Below are 20,971 nucleotides of genomic sequence, written 5' to 3'. Positions count from 1 at the left end.
TTACGGAGTTGTAGAAGATACCTGTAAAACTTTACCGTTATAAAATTTATTACCTGTTAAAGCAAAGTTATACATATAATCTGCCATTTCTGTAGCTGTTAAAGGTGCTTGATAATCAGGAAAAGCTTCTGCTAACATTTCTGTTTGAACGGCTCCTATAGCCAAAACATTAAAAGCTATTTGTTGTTCTTTATATTCTTCTGCTAATAATTCTGATAAGGTAATAACAGCTCCTTTGGCAGATGAATATGCAGCTAATCCTGCAAACTTCATGCTTCCTTGAATTCCGCCCATAGAACTAACAGTAACTACATGACTTCCTTTTTTAAAATAAGGAATCATAATTTTTGTGATTTCTGCGACTGCAAACACATTTACTTTATAAACATCTAGAAAGTCGTTAGAAGAAAGCTCTGTAAAAGATTTATTTACAAGTTTACCAGCATTGTTTATTAAAATATCTACACTTTGCCAATTGTTCTTTACAAATTCAGAAACTTTTTTTAAATCATTAGAGTTAGATAAGTCAACAGAAATTACTGTAATATTTTTATGGTTATAGGTTAACAATGGTTTTGTATTTCTAGACAAAGCCAAAACATTATGACCATTTTCTGCAAATTGCTTGGCAAGTTCAAAACCAATTCCTCTACTTGTACCTGTAATAACTACGTTTTTCATTATTTAAGTTTAAAGCAAGCAAATTAGGTATTTTTTCATACATTTAAAGATAAAATTTATACAAATGAAGAAATTACTTTTACTTTTTACAACACTTTTTATGTTACAAAACGTTAATGCACAAACAACATATATTTTATGCGGAAAATTATTAGATACAAAATCTGGTGTAATTTCTTCTAAAAAAACAATTGTTGTAAAAGGAGATAAAGTTTCTAAAATTTTAGATGGTTATGTTGCTCCTAAAAGTTCAACTGCAAATGTTATAGATTTAAAAAATAAAGTGGTTTTACCTGGTTTAATTGATTTTCATGTTCATATAGAGCAAGAATTTAATAGAAATACAAGGCTGAATAATTATATTTTAAACGAGGCAGATGTTGCATTTAATTCTGTAGGTTTTGCAAAAACAACCTTATTAAATGGCTTTACATCTGTAAGAGATTTAGGCGGAACAGGTGTAAATATTTCTATAAAAAATGCTATAAATTCTGGTAAAATTATGGGGCCAAGAGTTTTTACAGCGGGTAAATCTTTGGCAACTACTGGTGGTCATGCAGATCCTACAAACGGAAGTAGTAGAAAACTAATTGGAAATCCTGGACCAAAAGAAGGTGTTGTAAATTCTGTAGATGATGCAAAAAAAGCTGTAAGACAGCGTTATAAAAACGGAGCAGATTGTATAAAAATAACAGCAACAGGTGGTGTTTTAAGTGTTGCAAAATCAGGCGATAATCCGCAGTTTACAATAGAAGAGATTAAAGCTATTTGTGAAACGGCTAAAGATTATGGAATGCATGTTGCTGCGCACGCGCACGGAGATGAAGGTATGAAAAGAGCAATAATAGGAGGTGTTAAAACCATAGAACACGGAACTTACATGAGTGAAGGGACAATGGAGTTAATGAAAAAACACGATGCATATTTAGTGCCAACAATTACTGCAGGTAAAGAAGTAGAAGAGAAAGATAAAATTGAAGGTTTTTATCCAGAAATAGTTGTTCCTAAAGCTTTAGCAGTTGGTCCACAGATTCAAGGAACTTTTGCAAAAGCGTATAAAAAAGGTGTTGGAATTGCTTTTGGTACAGATGCAGGTGTTTTTAAGCATGGTAATAATGGTAAAGAATTTGGTTTTATGGTTGAGGCCGGTATGCCAGCTATAGAAGCAATACAATCTGCAACAATTACAAATGCGATGTTATTAAAGATGTCAGATGAAATTGGACAAATTCAAAAAGGATTTTATGCGGATATTATAGCTGTAGATGAAGATCCAACAAAAAACATTAACACAATGGAAAATGTAGTTTTTGTGATGAAAAATGGTGTTGTTTACAAAAAGTAATTATTCACAATTATTCAAAAATAATATGCTGATAAGCGCCAATATCTGGATTTGAAGTTCTGTCTACTCCTAAGATATCAATATTAAAAGGAGTAGATAAAGCTTTATTTATAGCGTCACTATTCTCACCAATTATAAAATTACTTTTCTGAGTATCTTTAAAATTAGCATTTCCGTTTAAAATAATATCACTGTAATTAGTGTTGTTGTTAAAGTCTAGTTCTGTAATGCCTTCAAAAGAATTATTGGTGTCATTAAAACGAATCATACAATTTTTGATGGTATAATTAAATAAACTCCCATTATTTAAATTATCTAAAACAAACTCTATATTATTATTGCCTTCAAAAATACAATTGGTAAAATTTGCAGCTTTTAAATCTCTAGTTTCTGCAATTTCTTCACCACTTTCATTTGTATAGGTGAAAAAGTTATTAACTAACACGGCTGGTAATTGTCTTATTCCATTGTTCCAATAATTTGCAAAAGTACTGTGGGTAAAATTATAAGTTCCACCAATTGTAGCGGCCAAAGATGCTTGACCTGCAGAACCAATTACAACATTATTTCCTTCAATATTTGTTTCTCTAGCTAAAATTCCGAAGTTAGAATGGTTGTAGATTTCGGTATTTTCTAGTTTTAAGGTTGGCGATGTACTGCTGCCTATACTATCAATTAAAATTCCGATGATACCATTTTTTATAATTGTGTTTTTTATTTCGTTTTCTGTACTTCCGGCTCGCATCCAAAGAGTTCCCCATTGTCCAGGAATTTCACTAAAACTATTTTCTAGTCTATCACCTTCAAAAATAACTTTTTCATTAAGAGTTCCGTTTACTTTTAAGGTAGCTTTATTGTCTACAATTAAACCCGAATTATTATGAAAATGAATTCTTGCACCAGCTTCTATAGTAAGTGTTTTATTTGCAGGTACTGCAGCATAACCATAAATTACAGTTGGTTTTGTTTTATTAAAAATAAGTTCATTATCGTTTAAAAAACGACCTTTAATTGTAGTTGGTTCTCCGTCTAAAGTTAAACTATCAATTTTCATAGAAATAGCATCTTTACCCGGATAAATAAAGTTTGCATCTTCAACCAAAGTAACCAAATCTACGTTTTGTTCTTTATCTCCGTTGTCAAATAAAATTCTGTCTGTATACAACGGATTTGTTTCTGCCGAAACATCTACTGTAGTTTCTATAAATACATAGATACTATCTTTAGCAAGTATATCTATATTATTAAATGTTTTACCGGCAATACCATCTACGTTTAGTCTATAATTAGAACTGTTTCCTTTTTCTAAAGTAATATAAGGAATGGTGATTGCATTATTACTTCTATTATATACTTTTAAATTATAAGTTGCAGAACCAATATTTGTAAAAACAGTATCTAAAAAAACGGTGTCTTTAGAAAATTCTAAAGCTCCAAAACTTTCTATTGTAGAGAAATCTTTTCTGCAAGAACTTACAGAAACTAAAGCAATACAAATAATGAAATAAATAAAATAACGCATAAATTAATGTTTTGTAAATATAAGTTCTTGTATACGTAAAAGTAATATAATTATTGCTTAACCAATTCTATTTCAAATAATTTGCCCCAATATTTACCGGTAACAAACAATCTGTTATTTTCTGCATCGTATGCAATACCATTTAAAACCTCATCGTTTTCTACTAATTTCTGAGTTTTAGACATCACTTTTTCTAAACCTCTTAAGTCGCCTAAACCTTCTACAATACCAGTTTCTGCATTAATAATTGCAATGGTGTTTTTTTGATACTTATTAGCGTAAATTTTACCATTAACTAACTCTAATTCGTTTAAATAATTTACAGAACGATCATTAGTGTATGCTTGTATAAAACGTTTTTCTTTAAGTGTGTTTGGGTCTAGAAACCAAATTTTATCAGAACCATCAGATTTTATAAGTTCTTTATCGCTGTGCGTTAAACCCCAACCTTCTTTACTTTTATTGTAAGCAAATTCCTTTTCTAATTCAAAAGTTTCTAAATCATAGACAAAACCTTTGTTACTTTCCCAGGTAAGCCAAATTATTTTGTCATCCACAATTGTCATTCCTTCACCAAAATATTTGTTGTCTAAATCTATTTTTTGTAAAACTTTACCCGTTTTTATATCTACTTTTCTAAGAGTAGATTCACCTCTACGACCGGTAGTTTCATATAAGTAACCCTTATAAAATTCTAGACCTTGTGTGTAAGCTTTTGTGTCGTGCGGATATTCATTAATAATTTTAAATTTATAGATGGCAGGTTTTGTATTGGCAAAAACTTCAATAAATCCATTCGTTTTTTTAGTTTTACCATCAAAAAAAGCAATTGCATTTACAGCATGTTTACCTACACCCAAATCTTTGGTTTTTATGGTAGCAGTATTACCGTTACTTTCTACTTGTTTACCGTTTACGTAAAATTGTACTTTTTCTATTTCTTTGCTGTTTTTTTCTGTTAGTTTTAAGGTAACAGATTCATTTAAAACAGCTTTGTTTGGTTTTTCTAGAATAAATTTATAATCATTAGAACAAGATATTGTTAAAAATAACGTTGTTAAAAGTGTTACTAAAGTAGAAAATTTCTTCATTATTTATATAGATTTCAATATATTAGAACGTAAAGATTCAAAAAAATCAGCATAAAAAACAACTTTTATGTATTAAAAGAAGCATAAAAAAGAACTTTATTAAAATAAAAACAATTTATTTATTTGTAAATTAAAAAATAAGCTTAAATTTGCATCCTCAAAATAGTTAATAACAGCTATTTAGAATTTTGAGTAAAACTTTACCAACTTTACTCTTACAAACATAACATTAAAGTATTAAATATATTAAAAATGAAAAAAGGAATTCATCCAGAAAATTATAGACTGATTGCTTTTAAAGACATGTCTAACGGAGACGTATTTTTAACGCGTTCTACTGCAGATACAAAAGAAACTTTAGACGTTGATGGTGTAGAGTATCCTTTAGTAAAATTAGAGATTTCTAGAACTTCTCATCCATTTTACACTGGTAAATCTAAACTTATTGATGCGGCAGGACGTATTGACAAGTTCAAAAACAAATATGCAAAATTTAAGAAATAATTTTCTTAAGTTTTTCAAACATATAAAAAGCTCTAACATTAATTTGTTAGAGTTTTTTTTTGGCGTTACCTTACAGGTCGGGCTTTACTTTTCAATCTTTTTATTCATTCTTCATAAAAAGGATTTCCAATTCAATCCCTAACGCAAACTATTTGTCAAAGCAAGTACAATGTTCGTGCTAATTTCATTATTTTTAAACCTTTTTAAAATATACTTTATATAATGAGAAATACCATACTTGCAATATTATTTGCAATCACAATTTTAGCTGGAGTTTTAGTTTATTTTATTCCTCAAATAGGCACAATAATATTACTATCAATATCTGGTTTACTTAGTTTAATTGCTATTTATGATAGTTTACAAACCAAACACTCGTTATTAAGAGCATTTCCGTTAGTAGCACGTTTGCGTTGGTTTTTCGAAGAAGAAAGAGATAAAATTCAGCAATATTTTATAGAAGACAATTTAAACGGAACTCCTATAAATAGAGAAAAAAGAAGTATTGTTTATCAAAGATCTAAATTAGAAAAAGAAACGATTCCTTTTGGTACGCAACATAATGTTTATAAAAAAGGATATGAGTTTGTAAAACATTCACTTTTTCCTACTGCACACCACGATATAATTGGCGATAAAATTACTTTTGGTTCAGATAAGTGTACTCAAAAATATAAAAGTTCTATTATAAATATTTCTGCAATGTCTTTTGGTTCGCTTAGTAAAAATGCAGTTATGGCGTTAAATCAAGGAGCAAAAATGGGCGATTTTGCACATAATACTGGTGAAGGCGGAATTTCTCCTTATCATTTACAAGGCGGTGATTTAATTTTTCAAGTAGGAACGGGTTATTTTGGTGCAGGAAAATCTATAAATGGCAAACGTGTTTTTGATGATGAAATTTTCAAAAAAAATGCTGTTAGACCAGAGGTTAAAATGATTGAAATTAAGTTTTCTCAAGGTGCAAAACCAGGTCATGGCGGAATTTTACCTGCTAAAAAAAACACACAAGAAATCGCAGAAATTAGAGCTGTAACTCCGGGTACTCAAGTAGATTCTCCTCCAGGTCATTCGGCATTTTCTAACTATGATGAGTTAATTCAGTTTATTCATAAAGTAAGAGAATTAGCCAATGGTAAACCTGTCGGAATTAAATTATGTGTTGGTAATAACCAAGAAATATCAGAAATGATTACTGCATTTGCAACGCATAATAATTACCCAGATTTTATTTCTGTTGATGGTGGAGAAGGAGGTACAGGTTCTGCTCCTTTAGAATTTACAAATTACATTGGTACGCCTTTAATTGAAGGTTTGGTTTTTATCAATAAACAATTATTAAAACACAACTTAAAAAATCAAATTAAAATAATTGCAAGTGGTAAAGCCGTAGATGCTTTTGATGTAGTAAAATATCTAGCTTTAGGAGCAGATGCTGTTGGTATGGCAAGAAGTTTTATGTTAAGTTTAGGTTGTATTCAAGCAAGAGAGTGTAATTTAGATACTTGCCCAGTTGGTGTTGCAACCCAAGATGAAGATTTGGTTAAAGCGCTTGTTGTAGAGAAGAAAAATGTTCGAGTAAAAAATTATCATTCAAAAACAGTAGTAGCAATTAAAGAAATTATTGCAGCTTTAGGTTTGCATTCTATTTCCGAATTAGCACCAAACCATATTTTTAGAAGAATAAAAGATGAAGAGGTAGTTAGTTTAGAAGAAGTTTATTACAACTAAAAACAGTTTTATGAATTTGTATGATGTTATTATTGTTGGCGGAGGCCCAATAGGAATTGCTTGTGGTTTAGAAGCTAAAAAGAAAGGATTAAAATATTTAATTATAGAAAAAGGTCCAATTGTAAATTCTCTATACAATTATCCTGTAAATATGCAGTTTTTTTCTTCTTCAGAAAAATTAGAAATAGACAATATTCCATTTATAAGTAAAGAAGCCAAACCAAGAAGAAACGAAGCTTTAGAGTACTATAGAAGAATTGTAACTTCAAATAAATTAAAATTACATTTATTTGAAACGGTAAATTCTATAGATAAAAATGAAAAGGAGTTTACATTAAATACTTCAAAAAATACATACAAAGCAACTAATATTATAATTGCAACTGGCTTTTACGATCTGCCAAATACAATGAATGTTGAAGGTGAAAATCTACCTAAGGTTTCCCATTATTATAACGATCCTCATTTTTATGCAGGTCAGAAATTAGCTGTAATTGGTGCAAGTAATTCTTCTGTTGATGCTGCATTAGAATGTTACAGAAAAGGTGCTGAGGTAACTTTAATAGTTAGAGGAGAAGAAATTGGACAACGTGTAAAGTATTGGGTAAGACCAGATATTATTAATAGAATTAAGGAAGGAAGTATAAACGTTTTTTACAATACAACAGTGAAAGAAATTACAGATAAAAATGTAATTGTAAACACTAAAAATGGTATTGAAACGATAGAAAATGATTTTGTATTAGCCTTAACTGGTTATAAACCAAATTTTAAATTTTTAGAACATGTAGGTGTTCAATTTTCTAAAGACGATAAGAAAATACCCGTATATAATGATGAAACTATGGAAACAAATGTAAAAGGTGTTTATTTAGCTGGAGTAATTTGTGGAGGTTTAGAAACTCATAAATGGTTTATAGAAAATTCTAGAATTCATGCAAAAATGATTGTAGAGGATATTGTCAAATAAAAAATTTATAAAATAAAAAACCACCTAGATTTTAGATGGTTTTTTTTCTAATTATTTAATCAATTATTACATGTAATCTTCAATAGGATTACAAGAACAAATTAAATTTCTATCGCCATAGGCATCATCAACTCTTCTTACAGTTGGCCAAAACTTATTTTCGGCAATGTAGTCTAAAGGAAATGCAGCTTGCTTTCTAGTGTAAGGTAACTCCCATTCATCCGAAGTAAGCATTTCTTGTGTATGAGGAGCATTTTTTAAAGGATTGTTTAGATCTTCTTTCGATGCATTTTTAATTTCTTCTCTAATAGAAATCATTGCATCACAAAAACGATCTAATTCTGCTAAACTTTCAGATTCTGTAGGTTCAATCATCATTGTTCCTCCTACCGGAAAAGAAACTGTTGGAGCATGAAAACCATAATCCATTAAACGTTTTGCAATGTCTACAACTTCGATACCTTTTTGTTTAAAATCTCTACAATCAATAATCATTTCGTGTGCTGCACGACCTTTTTCTCCGGTATATAAAGTTGGATAATGTTCTTCTAAACGCTCTTTAATATAGTTTGCGTTTAAGATTGCATTTTTAGTAGAATTAGTCAATCCGTCTGCACCTAACATTGTTATATATCCGTAAGAAATTAAACAAGCTAAAGCAGAACCCCAAGGAGCGGCAGAAATTGCAGTAATTGCGTTTTCGCCACCAGTTTTAATTATTGGATTTGTTGGCAAAAACGGAACTAATTGTGGAGCAACACAAATTGGCCCTACACCAGGACCACCACCACCATGAGGAATGGCAAAAGTTTTATGCAAGTTAAGATGACAAACATCTGCACCAATTGTAGCAGGGTTTGTTAGACCAACTTGAGCATTCATATTTGCTCCGTCCATATAAACTTGTCCACCGTTATCGTGAATAATTTTAGTGATTTCTTTAATCTCTTTTTCATAAACACCATGAGTAGAAGGGTATGTTACCATTAAAGCAGCTAAGTTATCTTTATGTAGCGTTGCTTTTTCTCTTAAATCTTCTACATCGATATTACCGTTTTCTGCTGTTTTAGTTACAACAACCTTCATACCAGCCATTACTGCAGAAGCAGGATTTGTACCGTGTGCAGAAGCAGGAATTAAACAAATATTTCTATGAGAATCATTATTTGCTTGATGATAAGCTCTAATAGTCATTAAACCAGCAAATTCACCTTGTGCACCAGAGTTTGGCTGTAATGATGTACCCGCAAAACCTGTAATAATATTTAATTGATGTTCTAAATTTTTTAAAACTTCTTGATAACCCTCTGCTTGATTTAAAGGTACAAATGGATGAATATTTCCCCATTGAGGATTACTTAAAGGCAACATTTCTGATGCAGCATTTAATTTCATTGTACAAGAACCTAAAGAAATCATAGAGTGATTTAAAGCTAAATCTTTACGCTCTAATTTCTTTATGTAGCGCATCATATCTGTTTCCGATTGATACGTGTTAAAAACTTCATTGTCTAAGAAAGTAGTATTTCTTAATAAAGATTCGTTTAAAATAGTTGTTGTTTCTGGTAATGCTTGTGGTTTTAAATTAAAAGCCTCTTCAAAACAAGAAATTATTTCTTTTAAAGCAGCCTTATCTACAGTTTCATTTATAGATATAGAAACATGGTTTTGATCAACATAATTAAAGTTTATCTCTTTAGATTCTGCTACAGTTTTTAATTTATCTGCTTCAACTTCAATTAAAAGAGTATCAAAATAAGATTTATTAAGTTGTTTAAAACCTAAGTTTTCTAAAGCATTTGCTAATAGATTTGTATGTTGATGTACATTATTAGCAATGTACTTTAAACCATTTTTACCATGATAAACAGCATACATACCAGCCATAACAGCTAATAAAACTTGTGCTGTACAAATATTAGAAGTTGCTCTTTCTCTTTTTATATGTTGTTCTCTGGTTTGTAATGCCATTCTTAAGGCACGCTTACCATTCATGTCTTTAGTAACCCCGATTATTCTACCAGGAATACTTCTTTTGTAAGCTTCTTTTGTAGCAAAATAAGCTGCATGAGGACCACCATAACCTAACGGAATACCGAAACGTTGTGTAGTACCAACAACTACAGAAGCACCAAAATTTCCAGGAGCTTTTAATTTAACTAATGATAAAATATCAGCAGCAACTGCTATTTTAATGTCATTATTATTCGCTTTTTCAACAAAAGATTCATAATCATATATTTGACCGAATTTACCAGGATATTGCAATATTGCTCCGAAAAAATCATCATCAAAATTAAACTCTTCATGGTTTCCGACCACTAATTCTATACCAATTGGTGTAGCTCTAGTTTCTAAAAGAGAAAGTGTTTGTGGTAAAATTTCATCAGAAACAAAAAACTTATTTGCTTTTGCTTTTTTCTTAGCTCTTTCTCTTACATCGAACAACAAAGCCATTGCTTCTGCAGCAGCTGTAGATTCGTCTAATAAAGAAGCATTTGCAAGCTCCATACCTGTTAAATCACAAACCATTGTTTGGTAATTTAGTAAAGCTTCTAATCTACCTTGAGCAATTTCTGCTTGGTAAGGAGTATACGCTGTATACCAACCCGGATTTTCTAATATGTTTCTTTGAATAACACTTGGTACAATTGCTTCGTTATAACCTAAACCAATATAACTTTTAAACACTTTATTTTTTTCTGATAAAGCTTTTATATGTGCTAAGTATTTATACTCGCTCATAGATTCTTCTAAATCTAGTTTGCTATTTAAAAGAATGTTATCTGGCACAGTTTCATTAATTAACTGTTCTAAACTATCTGCATTAATAGCTTTTAACATTTTTTCTTGTTCCTTTTTATTAGGACCAATATGTCTAAGTTGAAACGAATTTGTATTCATTAATTAAGTTTTGTGAACGATTGATTTCAATCGATTTAGTGTTGTTTTTTTGATGTCTAAAAAACGTATTTTTTGACCGCTCAAAAATAAGGATTTAATAAATTATTTTCTAACCGAAAACGTATAAAATGATGTTAATTATTAACTAAAAATTAATGTTATGAACAGAAACGTTATTTTTGTTTAATGAAGTTTTTAAAAATATTTTTAAATTTTTACTTAAATGCTAGTATTCACGTGGCTTTGGCCGTTTTTTCGCTTGTAAGAATTACTGAACAATATTTTGAACTTTCTTTAGATCAAAACTTATCAATATTTATATTTTTTAGCACAATAACAGGGTATAATTTTGTGAAATACGCAGGTGTTGCTAAATTACATCATATAAGTTTAACGAATAACTTAAAGGTAATTCAGGTTTTTTCTTTTTTTTGTTTTTTAGCAATGTGTTTTTATGCTTTTAAACTCCAAAAAGAAACATTGTTATTCACTTTGCCTTTTCTTCTTTTAACTTTTTTATATGCAGTGCCTTTTCTAAGTGGTTTCGATAAAACTTTAAGACAAGTTAGTTATTTGAAAATTGTTATTGTAGCCATTGTTTGGGCAGGTTTTACGGTTTTAATTCCTTGTGTAGAAGCGGGTACTCAATTTAATTTTAAACTATTTTTAGTAATCCTACAGCGTTTCTTAATTGTGGTAGTTTTAATACTTCCTTTTGATATTAGAGATGTAAAATATGATGCAATTTCTTTGCAAACAATTCCAAAAAAAATAGGAGTTGAAAAAACAAAAAGGGTAGGTTTAACCCTTATGATTCTTGCTTTGATTCTAGAATATGCTATAAATGCAAACGGTATTTCTAAAAATGCCTTTATGATTTTCTTTTTTCTAGTTGTCATTTTATTAATGCGATCTAAAATCAATCAATCTAAATACTACAGTTCATTTTGGGTAGAATCATTACCTATAATTTGGTGGTTATTTCTTTTAGGATTCCGTAATTTATAACAACATTTACAAGGTTTTTTATCAACTTTAATATTATTGATGTTAATTATAATAGATATCATAAAACTTTAGTTCGGCTTTTGATTAAGCCACTATATTTGTAGATTTACAGAGAATAAATCAATCAAGATTTTTATAATGATTACTACAAAAAGAAACTATATTTTCGATTTTGACAGCACACTTACTAAAGTGGAGGCTTTAGATGTTTTAGCCGAAATAACATTAACCGATAATCCTAAAAAAGAAGCTATAATTCAAGAAATTATAGATATTACAAATTTAGGTATTGATGGCGAAATTTCTTTTACAGAATCTTTAGAAAGAAGAATTAAATTATTAAAAGCAAATAAAGCAGATTTAAGTAACTTAGTAGTCGCATTAAAAAAGCAAGTTTCTAAATCTATAGAAAGCAATAAAGAATTTTTTGAAAATTTTGCAGATGATATTTATGTAATTTCCTGCGGATTTAAAGAATTTATAGATCCTATTGTTAAAGAGTACAATATTCCTTCTGAACGCGTGTATGCAAATACATTTACGTTTGCAGAAGACGGAGAAATAATTGGTTTTGATGCTGATAATCCGTTATCAAAACACAACGGAAAAATTGAGTGTTTAAAAGACATGAATTTAGACGGAGAAATACAAGTGATTGGCGATGGTTACAGCGATTATGTAACTAGAGAAGCAGGTATTGCTGATAAGTTTTTTGCTTATACAGAAAATGTTTCTAGAGAAAAAACAACAGAAAACGCAGACCATATTGCCCCAAATTTAGATGAATTTTTATACGTAAACGATTTGCCAAGAAATATAAGTTACCCAAAAAATAGAATTAAAATATTATTATTAGAAAACGTACATCCAGATGCTTTTAAGAAGTTATCTAAAGATGGGTTTTCTGTAGAAACTGTATCTAAAAGTTTGTCTGAAGACGAATTGATAGAAAAAATTAAAGATGTACATGTTTTAGGTATTCGTTCTAAAACAAATGTTACACAAAAAGTTGTAGATGCAGCAGAAAAATTAATGGTTGTTAGTGCTTTTTGTATCGGTACAAAACAAATCGATTTAGAAGCCTGTAAAGAAAAAGGTATTGTGGTTTTTAACGCACCTTACAGTAATACACGTTCTGTTGTAGAATTAGCAATAGGAGAAATTATTATGTTAATGCGTAGTGTTTTTCAAAGAAGTACAGAAATTCATAATGGGCAATGGAACAAAACAGCAGAAGGTTCTAAAGAAGTTCGTGGTAAAAAATTAGGTATTGTTGGTTACGGTAATATTGGTAAGCAATTATCTGTTTTAGCAGAAGCTTTAGGTATGGATGTTTATTATTATGATGTTGAAGATAAACTAGCTTTAGGAAACGCAACAAAAATGAGCACTTTAGAAGAGTTGTTGGCAATTTCTGATGTTGTTACTTTACATGTTGATGACAACGCGGCAAATAAAAATTTCTTTGGCGAAAAAGAAATTTCTCAAATGAAAGATGGTGCTCATTTGGTAAACTTATCTAGAGGTTTTGTTGTAGATATAGAAGCTTTAGTTGCTGCTTTAAAAAGCGGTAAAATTGCAGGAACAGCAGTTGATGTTTATCCGTCTGAACCAAGAAAAAACGGAGAATTTTATACTGAATTAAAAGGATTGCCAAATGTTATTTTGACTCCGCATGTTGGCGGAAGTACAGAAGAAGCGCAAAAAGATATTGCAGATTTTGTACCAAGTAAAATAATGGCGTACATCAATTCTGGTAATACTGTTGATGCTGTAAACTTTCCTAACATTCGTTTACCAAGGCAAACAAATGCACACAGGTTTTTACATATTCATAAAAATGTACCTGGTGTAATGGCTAAAATTAATAAGGTTTTAGCAGAATACGAATTAAACATTAACGGTCAATATTTATCTACAGACCCTAAAGTAGGTTATGTAATTACAGATTTAGATAAAGAATATAATAAAGAAGTTATAGACGAGTTAAGAAAAATTGAAGGAACAATTAGATTTAGAGTTCTGTATTAATAATCAAAATCACAATCAACACAACAAAAAAGCCTTTCAATATTTTATTGAAAGGCTTTTAATTTTTTTAGACGATTTCTTAGAATTTAAATTCTTCTTTAAGATTGATAATCTCTTTATCTTTTATACCTAAATAGCGTTTGCTACCTAAATATCTATTTTTATTAAATGCATCGAAATGTGGTTGCAAAGAATCCATAGAACTTATATGTACATTGCCAGATGCATGTATAAATTCTTGCTTATTATTACCCAGCCAAATACCAACATGTACAACTCGTCTTTTTTTAGATTCTGTAGCTTCAGTTCCAAAAAAGAGTAAATCCCCTTTTTCTAAATTCTCGAAATTTAGTTTTTCGTCAACTTCTTTACCTGCATTAATTTGTTGTGAAGCATCTCTAGGAATTACAAAACCATTCATTAAATACACCATTTTTGTAAAACCGCTACAATCAATTCCTTTAGAAGAAGTTCCGCCCCATAAATAAGGAAAACCTTCTAATTTTTTTGCAACTTTTTCTACATTTTCTTTTGATGGTTGCAAATTTTTTAACCAATTTTCATAAACAACAGCTTCACTTTTTTTAACAAAACCAGTTCTATTGTCAGGATATTTAACTTCGTAAAAACTGGCATCTTCAGAAAGATATTTTAAAAGTCCGCCCAAAGTAATATCAGAAACTATTGCTGCATCTTGTCGTTTTGAATTGTAAACATATCCAAAATTCTTTGTAAAAATTATTTTTTTAGAAGCATTCCAAGTATCAAATTCACCTTTATTCATTTTCTGTATTCCGCCTTTATCAACCCAAGAAATGTAATTGTCGGGGGTTTGAATTCTATAGAAATCGCCAACTTTATCTAAAATTTTTAAAGACATACCTAACAAACCTTGCGTGCCTAACTCTGCAGAATGTTTAGGTGCAGATCTAATATTTATTACAGAATTTCTTGCTACAGCAAACATTTTATTTCCAACAACAGTGTCTGGTAAAACTCTAATATTATTAATGTAAGAAACATCTAAAGACTGTAAACTATCAACTAATTTTTGATACGCTTCTTTAGAATTTGTCATTCCTGTAGCAATTATTTTATCATCAGAGTTATCAAAACTAATATCAAAAATTGCCACTCTTTTGTCTGGTGCATATTGTTCTTTTATACTTTTACTAACACCCTCTAAACCTGTTATAAGAATACCGTTATTGCTACAAGACATGTATATTAAAAGCGAAAATATAATAGCTAATTTTTGAAATTTCATTGTTTAATTTTTCTAATTTTATAAAAAATAAAGGTAGTAATTTATTCAGATTAATTTAATTCTAAATTTAGATTGTTTTATATTTGAAGACACTCATTTTTTTATAATTGATGAAATATCAAAACAACTTAGCATTTGCAAAAGAGCAAGATAAAGAAGATTCACTTTCTTATTTACGCAATCGATTTCTTATACCTAAAGATAAAAATGGTAATAATTGGTTGTACTTTACAGGTAATTCTTTAGGCTTACAGCCAAAATCTACCAAAGATTATATAAATCAAGAATTAGAAGATTGGGCAAGTTTAGGCGTAGAAGGACATTTTGAAGCTAAAAATCCGTGGTTAAATTATCACGAATATTTAACCGATAAAATGGCGAAAATTGTAGGGGCAAAACCTTTAGAAGTTGTTGTAATGAACACCCTTACAACCAATTTACATTTGCTAATGGTTTCTTTTTATAGACCAACAAAAACAAAGTATAAAATTGTTATTGAAAGTGATGCTTTTCCTTCAGATAGATATGCTGTACAATCTCAATTAGAATTTCACGGTTTTTCAAAAGAAGATGTTATAGAGTGGAAACCAAGAAAAGGCGAAGAACTTTTAAATATAACAGATTTAGAAACTATTGTAGCAGAGCAAGGAGATGAAATTGCTTTGTTATTAATTGGAGGTGTAAATTATTACACAGGTCAGTTTTTAGACTTAAAGAGAATTGCAGAAATTGGGCATGCAAAAAATTGTATTGTTGGAATAGATTTAGCACACGGAGCAGGAAATATTTATCCGGATTTACATAACTCTGGAGTAGATTTTGCAGCTTGGTGTACCTACAAATACTTAAACTCTGGACCAGGAAGTTTAGCAGGTTTGTTTGTACATGAAAAACATGCAAAAAATAAAGACTTACCACGTTTTGCAGGTTGGTGGAATCACAATAAACAAACTCGTTTTAATATGCGACAACCATTTGATGTGATGGAAGGTGCAGAAGGTTGGCAATTATCAAATCCGCCAATATTATCAATGGCAGCAATAAAAGCATCTTTAGATATGTTTGATGAGGTTGGTATGGATGCTTTACGAGAAAAATCAGAAAAATTAACAGGTTATTTCGAGTTTTTAATCAATGAAATTAATTCTGATGATATTAAAATAATTACGCCCTCAAATCCTAAACAAAGAGGTTGTCAATTATCTATTCAGGTTAAAAATGCTGATAAAAATTTGCATAAAAAATTAACAGAAAATAATATTATTACAGATTGGAGAGAGCCAGATGTTATACGTTGTGCACCAACACCAATGTATAATTCTTTTGAAGATGTTTTTAGAATGGTAACTATATTAAAAGGACTGTTGTAATATGAATGTAATATTTCACATTGCAACAGGTGTCACTATTTTCTCAGTTGTTTCCAAAAGAGAGATTATGGAAAATCAAATTAGTTTACCATTATATTTTTTTAGTTTCGTTCTTGGAGTTATATCACACGGTATTTTAGATTATATACCACACTGTTATCCATTAAATTCTAAGGTTGATGTAATTTTAGGTTTGTTTTTGATGCTGTTTTTAATTTATGCTGTAAAAATGCACTCTAAATTGTTAATACTTGTAGTTTTATTTGGATGTATTTTTCCTGATATTATTGATTTGTCACCAGGAATTTTAAATTCAATTTTCAATATTAATTTACCAATTTTTGATAATATTTTTCCTTGGCATTTTCATGAGTATTCTGGTTCTATTTATATTGATGAATGTTCAGTGTCAAATATCAATCATTTATTAACATTGATTTTTTGTACAATAATTATTTATTTAAATAGAATGAATATTCTAAAGAATTTTAAAACAAAATAATGAATAAAAAAGATAAAATATTAATTATTGGTGCAGGTTTATGCGGAAGTTTGTTAGCTCTAAGACTTGCACAAAGAGGTTTTAAAGTTGATGTTTACGAAAGTAGACCAGATTTAAGAACTGTTGATATTTCTGCCGGAAGAAGTATAAATTTAGCATTATCAGACAGAGGTTTAAAAGCATTACGTTTATGCGGAATGGAAGAAAAAGCTAGAGAAATCTGTATACCAATGTATGGTAGATTAATGCATGATCGAGAAGGAAATACATTTTCTTCTAATTATTCTGGAAGAGAAAATGAATACATAAATTCTATTTCTAGAGGAGATTTAAATGCAATTTTATTGGATGAAGCAGAAAAGCATAAAAATGTTACCATTCATTTTAATAAAAAATGTAAAAATGTAGACATAGAAAACAAAATTGCACATTTTAAAGATTACAAAACTAAAGAAGAATTTTCTATTGAAGCAGCAGTTATTTTTGGTGCAGATGGCGCAGGTTCTTCTTTAAGAAAAAGCTACATATCAGAACGTAAATTTTTGTTTAGTTATTCTCAGAATTATCTAAATCACGGTTATAAAGAATTAGAAATTCCTGCAGATTCATTAGGAGAACACCAAATTAGTAAAGAACATTTACATATTTGGCCTCGTGGAGATTTTATGCTAATTGCACTACCAAACATGGATGGTAGCTTTACCGTAACTTTATTTTTAAGTTATGATGAAGGAGAATATAATTTTGAAAATTTAACATCCGAAGAAAAAATTACAGCGTTTTTCGAGAAAGAATTTCCAGATGCTTTGGCACTAATTCCTAATATAAAAGAAGAATTTGTAAACAATCCAACGGGTCCTTTAGGAACTATAAAATGCTCTCCTTGGTCTTATCAAAATAAAACGCTTTTAATTGGCGATTCTTCGCATGCAATTGTACCGTTTTACGGACAAGGAATGAATGCTTCTTTTGAAGATGTTTTTGTGTTAGATGAAATTTTAAATCAAGATTTAAAAGATTGGAAATCGATTTTTAAAACCTATCAAAAGACTCGAAAGAAAGATACAGATGCTATTGCAGATTTGGCGATAGATAATTTTCATGAAATGAAAGACCATGTTGCAAATCCGCTTTTTAAAGAAAAAAGAAAAATTGAAATGGATTTAGAAAAAACATTTCCTAATCAATATTCATCTAAATATTCTTTAGTTACTTTTAATGAAAACATAGGGTATTATGAGGCTTTAAAACGAGGTAGAGCGCAAGATAAAGCTTTGTTAAATTTAATTGCTGATGAAACTATTCATACGCATTTAGACATGACAAAGCAAGAGCTAGAAGTTATTTTAGATAAAGTAATTAAAGAAACGAATGAGATTTTAGAAGAGGATAAAATAGCAGGTTTATAAATGAAAAAATATATCGTTTTATTACGCGGAATTAATGTATCAGGAAAAAATAAAATTCCGATGGTAACATTACGAGAATTATTAAACGATTTAGAATTTCAAAATGTACAAACTTACATTCAAAGCGGTAATATAATTCTAACTTCAGAACAGTCGAAATTAGAAGTTTCTAAACGTATAAAAAAAGGAATTTTACAAAAGTTCGATTTAGATATTCATGTAATCGTAAAAACTGTTTTAGAGTTAAATGAAATTGTAAAAAACTATCCTTTTTCTCTTGAAAATGAAAAAATTGTAGCATTCACATTTTTAGATAAAATTTCTGATAAAGAAACCATTGAGGTTAAAAATATTGGTGAAGATTTATATAAAATAGTAAAAGATGTAGTCTATTTAAATTGTAAATCTGGTTTTGGAAAAACGAAACTTAGCAATAATGTTCTAGAGAAAAAATTAAATGTAAATGCTACCACAAGAAATTTAAAAACTACATTAAAATTAGCAGAATTAGCAAAGTAAATATGTCAGAAAAAAAAGTAACACCAAGAGGCGCTTATCCGCATGTAAAAGTTGTTGGAGATTTCATTTTTGTATCGGGTACAAGCTCTAGAAGACCAGATAATACAATTGCCGGAGTAGATATTATTGATGAAATGGGAACCAAGTTTTTAAATGCAGAAACGCAAACTAGAGAAGTTTTAAAAAACATAGATAAAAATTTACAAACGGTAGGGGCAAGTATAAAAGATGTAGTAGATGTTTCTTCTTTTTTGGTAAATATGAATGATTTTGCAGGTTACAATAAAGCGTATGCAGAGTTTTTTGACAAAGAAACTGGCCCTACAAGAACTACAGTAGCTGTGCATCAATTACCGCATCCAGATTTGGTTGTAGAAATAAAGGTTACGGCTTACAAAAAACAAGCTTAATCAAATGAAAATACAAAACTACATCAACGGAGAGTTTGCAAACCCAGTTTTAGACAATTGGTTAGATAATTACAATCCTTCTAAAGGAGAAGTATATGGGCAAATTCCTAATTCAACAATAGAAGATGTAGAAAATGCCTATTTAGCTGCAAAAAATGCTTTTGCAAGCTGGTCTCAAACAACTTTAGCTACAAGAAGTAAAATCTTATCTAAAATTGCAGATTTAATTAGAACTAAAGTTGCTTTTTTAGCAGAAGCAGAATCTAAAGATAATGGTAAGCCAATAAGTTTGGCAAAAGCTATAGATATACCAAGAGCAGCTGCTAATTTTCAGTTTTATGCGAATGCAATTACACAATTTTCATCAGAAGCACATGAAAGCATTGGTTTAAATGCTGTAAACTTTACTTTACGTGAACCAATTGGTGTGGTTGGTTGTATTTCTCCGTGGAATTTACCTTTATATTTATTTACTTGGAAAATTGCACCCGCAATTGCAGCAGGAAACTGTGTAGTTGCAAAACCAAGTGAAATTACGCCTTTAACAAGTTATCTTTTAGGAAAAATTTGTACAGAAGCTGGTTTACCTAAAGGAGTTTTAAATATTGTTCATGGTTTGGGTACTAGTGCTGGACAAGCAATTGTTGCACATCCTAAAATTAAAGCTATTTCTTTTACTGGCGGTACAAAAACAGGAGCTCATATTGCAAAAGTTGCAGCACCAATGTTTAAGAAATTATCTTTAGAATTAGGAGGTAAGAATCCGAATATCATTTTTGCAGATTGCGATTACGAAAAAATGATAACAACCACAGTTCGTTCTTCTTTTGCCAATCAAGGACAAATTTGTTTATGCGGAAGTAGAATTTTTGTTGAAGAAAGTATTTTTGAAAAATTTAAAAGAGATTTTATAAAAAAAGTAACAGAATTAAAAGTAGGAAATCCGTCTGAAAGCGATACAAATATTGGAGCTTTGGTTTCTAAAGAACATTTAGAAAAGGTGAAAAGCTATATTGATATTGCAGAGAATGAAGGTGGTGAAATTTTGTTTGGAGGAAATAAATTAACTGTAAAAGACAGTGAAAATGGATACTTTTTAGAACCTACAATTATAGAGGTTAGTAGCAATAAATGTAAATTGAATCAAGAAGAAATTTTTGGTCCAGTGGTAACTTTAATGTCTTTTAAATCTGATAAAGAAGCTTTAGAATTAGCAAATGATACAAAATATGGATTGTCTGCAACTGTTTGGACAAATAACTTAAATAGAACAATGCAGTTTTCTAAACAATTAAAAACAGGAATTGTTTGGGTAAATACTTGGATGATGCGAGACCTAAGAACACCTTTCGGTGGACAAAAAGCAAGCGGGATAGGAAGAGAAGGTGGTTTTGAAGCTTTGCGTTTCTTTACCGAACCTAAAAATATATGCTTACAATATGAATAAAGAGATAAGAGCAAAAATTGTTGAGGTTTGTGATGATAAAATCGCTAAAAAAGGAGAAAATGTTGGTTTGTCTTTTTATGCTTTTTTCAAAAACAAAAATGATAATCCGAAGTTGTTAATGCAAGTTGCCACTTGGTGGATTGAAACACATCAGCTAGATCATTTTGAAAAAGCAGCTAAGATTAAACAAATGATGATAGATAACAAATAATAAAATTGAATTAAAAGAATATATTAATTTGATTTTTTAAAGCTATAAG

The 20,971-nt window shown here is 29.7% G+C and carries 18 protein-coding genes; 13 read left to right on the top strand and 5 right to left on the bottom strand.

Annotated features, from left to right (window positions below; genetic code table 11):
• Positions 1 to 681, bottom strand: a complete 681-nt coding sequence (locus BXQ17_RS06295; RefSeq protein ID WP_077809803.1) for an SDR family oxidoreductase — start codon at positions 679 to 681, stop codon at positions 1 to 3.
• 64 nt (positions 682 to 745) lie between these two features.
• Between BXQ17_RS06295 and BXQ17_RS06290 the strand changes: the two genes are divergently transcribed.
• On the top strand, positions 746 to 2,026 hold the full coding sequence (locus BXQ17_RS06290) for an amidohydrolase family protein (protein WP_077809802.1): 1,281 nt from the start codon (positions 746 to 748) through the stop codon (positions 2,024 to 2,026).
• Between the two features lie 10 nt (positions 2,027 to 2,036).
• Here BXQ17_RS06290 and BXQ17_RS06285 read toward each other — a convergent pair whose 3' ends face one another.
• Both BXQ17_RS06285 and BXQ17_RS06280 read right to left on the bottom strand, forming a co-directional pair.
• On the bottom strand, positions 2,037 to 3,548 hold the full coding sequence (locus BXQ17_RS06285; protein WP_077809801.1) for a hypothetical protein: 1,512 nt from the start codon (positions 3,546 to 3,548) through the stop codon (positions 2,037 to 2,039).
• Between the two features lie 50 nt (positions 3,549 to 3,598).
• Positions 3,599 to 4,639: a glutaminyl-peptide cyclotransferase gene (locus tag BXQ17_RS06280; protein WP_077809800.1), complete on the bottom strand. Its 1,041-nt coding sequence runs from the start codon at positions 4,637 to 4,639 to the stop codon at positions 3,599 to 3,601.
• A 252-nt stretch (positions 4,640 to 4,891) separates the two neighbouring features.
• On the opposite strand from BXQ17_RS06280, the gene BXQ17_RS06275 reads away from it, so the two are divergent.
• From BXQ17_RS06275 to BXQ17_RS06265, 3 genes are all read left to right on the top strand, one after another.
• The gene (locus tag BXQ17_RS06275) at positions 4,892 to 5,143 is read left to right on the top strand and encodes a type B 50S ribosomal protein L31 (RefSeq protein WP_077809799.1); all 252 of its coding nucleotides are present in this window, start codon (positions 4,892 to 4,894) and stop codon (positions 5,141 to 5,143) included.
• Between the two features lie 222 nt (positions 5,144 to 5,365).
• Positions 5,366 to 6,874: an FMN-binding glutamate synthase family protein gene (locus BXQ17_RS06270; RefSeq protein ID WP_077809798.1), complete on the top strand. Its 1,509-nt coding sequence runs from the start codon at positions 5,366 to 5,368 to the stop codon at positions 6,872 to 6,874.
• Positions 6,875 to 6,884: 10 nt separating this feature from the next.
• Positions 6,885 to 7,844 (top strand): YpdA family putative bacillithiol disulfide reductase, encoded by a 960-nt coding sequence (locus BXQ17_RS06265; RefSeq protein WP_077809797.1) that lies wholly within the window; start codon positions 6,885 to 6,887, stop codon positions 7,842 to 7,844.
• 66 nt (positions 7,845 to 7,910) lie between these two features.
• Here the strand turns inward: BXQ17_RS06265 and gcvP are convergent, their stop codons facing one another.
• On the bottom strand, positions 7,911 to 10,748 hold the full coding sequence (gene gcvP, locus BXQ17_RS06260) for an aminomethyl-transferring glycine dehydrogenase (protein WP_077809796.1): 2,838 nt from the start codon (positions 10,746 to 10,748) through the stop codon (positions 7,911 to 7,913).
• A gap of 186 nt (positions 10,749 to 10,934) precedes the next feature.
• Between gcvP and BXQ17_RS06255 the strand changes: the two genes are divergently transcribed.
• On the top strand, positions 10,935 to 11,756 hold the full coding sequence (locus BXQ17_RS06255) for a hypothetical protein (RefSeq protein WP_077809795.1): 822 nt from the start codon (positions 10,935 to 10,937) through the stop codon (positions 11,754 to 11,756).
• Positions 11,757 to 11,894: 138 nt separating this feature from the next.
• Positions 11,895 to 13,787 carry a phosphoglycerate dehydrogenase gene (gene serA, locus BXQ17_RS06250; protein ID WP_077809794.1) on the top strand — a complete coding sequence of 631 codons (1,893 nt, stop codon included), beginning with the start codon at positions 11,895 to 11,897 and terminating at the stop codon, positions 13,785 to 13,787.
• A 79-nt stretch (positions 13,788 to 13,866) separates the two neighbouring features.
• Here serA and BXQ17_RS06245 read toward each other — a convergent pair whose 3' ends face one another.
• Positions 13,867 to 15,054, bottom strand: a complete 1,188-nt coding sequence (locus BXQ17_RS06245; protein WP_077809793.1) for an SH3 domain-containing C40 family peptidase — start codon at positions 15,052 to 15,054, stop codon at positions 13,867 to 13,869.
• A gap of 110 nt (positions 15,055 to 15,164) precedes the next feature.
• Here BXQ17_RS06245 and kynU point away from each other — a divergent pair, with 110 nt between their 5' ends.
• The 7 genes from kynU to BXQ17_RS06210 all read left to right on the top strand — a co-directional run bounded on the left by kynU (position 15,165) and on the right by BXQ17_RS06210 (position 20,922).
• Positions 15,165 to 16,424 (top strand): kynureninase, encoded by a 1,260-nt coding sequence (gene kynU, locus BXQ17_RS06240; protein WP_077809792.1) that lies wholly within the window; start codon positions 15,165 to 15,167, stop codon positions 16,422 to 16,424.
• Between the two features lie 67 nt (positions 16,425 to 16,491).
• Positions 16,492 to 16,926, top strand: a complete 435-nt coding sequence (locus tag BXQ17_RS06235; RefSeq protein ID WP_149025870.1) for a hypothetical protein — start codon at positions 16,492 to 16,494, stop codon at positions 16,924 to 16,926.
• Positions 16,926 to 18,335: an NAD(P)/FAD-dependent oxidoreductase gene (locus tag BXQ17_RS06230; RefSeq protein WP_077809790.1), complete on the top strand. Its 1,410-nt coding sequence runs from the start codon at positions 16,926 to 16,928 to the stop codon at positions 18,333 to 18,335. Before BXQ17_RS06235 ends, BXQ17_RS06230 begins: the two co-directional genes overlap by 1 nt.
• Positions 18,336 to 18,854, top strand: a complete 519-nt coding sequence (locus tag BXQ17_RS06225; RefSeq protein ID WP_077809789.1) for a DUF1697 domain-containing protein — start codon at positions 18,336 to 18,338, stop codon at positions 18,852 to 18,854.
• A gap of 2 nt (positions 18,855 to 18,856) precedes the next feature.
• Positions 18,857 to 19,264, top strand: a complete 408-nt coding sequence (locus BXQ17_RS06220; protein ID WP_077809788.1) for a RidA family protein — start codon at positions 18,857 to 18,859, stop codon at positions 19,262 to 19,264.
• A 4-nt stretch (positions 19,265 to 19,268) separates the two neighbouring features.
• The gene (locus tag BXQ17_RS06215; protein WP_077809787.1) at positions 19,269 to 20,711 is read left to right on the top strand and encodes an aldehyde dehydrogenase; all 1,443 of its coding nucleotides are present in this window, start codon (positions 19,269 to 19,271) and stop codon (positions 20,709 to 20,711) included.
• Entirely contained in the window at positions 20,704 to 20,922 is a 219-nt protein-coding gene (locus tag BXQ17_RS06210) for a DUF6500 family protein (RefSeq protein WP_077809786.1), read from the top strand. Before BXQ17_RS06215 ends, BXQ17_RS06210 begins: the two co-directional genes overlap by 8 nt.
• The last annotated feature ends 49 nt before the right edge of the window (positions 20,923 to 20,971 follow it).

The organism is Polaribacter sp. BM10, assembly GCF_002005425.1.
Lineage (GTDB): Bacteria > Bacteroidota > Bacteroidia > Flavobacteriales > Flavobacteriaceae > Polaribacter > Polaribacter marinaquae.
Note: the sequence above shows the minus strand (reverse complement) of the source record. Positions and strands in the feature narration are given on the sequence as shown.

Coding starts and splice junctions, on each gene's coding strand:
- BXQ17_RS06295 (WP_077809803.1), bottom strand. CDS start 681: ATGAAAAACGTAGTTATTACAGGTACAAGTAGAGGAATTGGTTTTGAA.
- BXQ17_RS06290 (WP_077809802.1), top strand. CDS start 746: ATGAAGAAATTACTTTTACTTTTTACAACACTTTTTATGTTACAAAAC.
- BXQ17_RS06285 (WP_077809801.1), bottom strand. CDS start 3,548: ATGCGTTATTTTATTTATTTCATTATTTGTATTGCTTTAGTTTCTGTA.
- BXQ17_RS06280 (WP_077809800.1), bottom strand. CDS start 4,639: ATGAAGAAATTTTCTACTTTAGTAACACTTTTAACAACGTTATTTTTA.
- BXQ17_RS06275 (WP_077809799.1), top strand. CDS start 4,892: ATGAAAAAAGGAATTCATCCAGAAAATTATAGACTGATTGCTTTTAAA.
- BXQ17_RS06270 (WP_077809798.1), top strand. CDS start 5,366: ATGAGAAATACCATACTTGCAATATTATTTGCAATCACAATTTTAGCT.
- BXQ17_RS06265 (WP_077809797.1), top strand. CDS start 6,885: ATGAATTTGTATGATGTTATTATTGTTGGCGGAGGCCCAATAGGAATT.
- gcvP (WP_077809796.1), bottom strand. CDS start 10,748: ATGAATACAAATTCGTTTCAACTTAGACATATTGGTCCTAATAAAAAG.
- BXQ17_RS06255 (WP_077809795.1), top strand. CDS start 10,935: ATGAAGTTTTTAAAAATATTTTTAAATTTTTACTTAAATGCTAGTATT.
- serA (WP_077809794.1), top strand. CDS start 11,895: ATGATTACTACAAAAAGAAACTATATTTTCGATTTTGACAGCACACTT.
- BXQ17_RS06245 (WP_077809793.1), bottom strand. CDS start 15,054: ATGAAATTTCAAAAATTAGCTATTATATTTTCGCTTTTAATATACATG.
- kynU (WP_077809792.1), top strand. CDS start 15,165: ATGAAATATCAAAACAACTTAGCATTTGCAAAAGAGCAAGATAAAGAA.
- BXQ17_RS06235 (WP_149025870.1), top strand. CDS start 16,492: ATGGAAAATCAAATTAGTTTACCATTATATTTTTTTAGTTTCGTTCTT.
- BXQ17_RS06230 (WP_077809790.1), top strand. CDS start 16,926: ATGAATAAAAAAGATAAAATATTAATTATTGGTGCAGGTTTATGCGGA.
- BXQ17_RS06225 (WP_077809789.1), top strand. CDS start 18,336: ATGAAAAAATATATCGTTTTATTACGCGGAATTAATGTATCAGGAAAA.
- BXQ17_RS06220 (WP_077809788.1), top strand. CDS start 18,857: ATGTCAGAAAAAAAAGTAACACCAAGAGGCGCTTATCCGCATGTAAAA.
- BXQ17_RS06215 (WP_077809787.1), top strand. CDS start 19,269: ATGAAAATACAAAACTACATCAACGGAGAGTTTGCAAACCCAGTTTTA.
- BXQ17_RS06210 (WP_077809786.1), top strand. CDS start 20,704: ATGAATAAAGAGATAAGAGCAAAAATTGTTGAGGTTTGTGATGATAAA.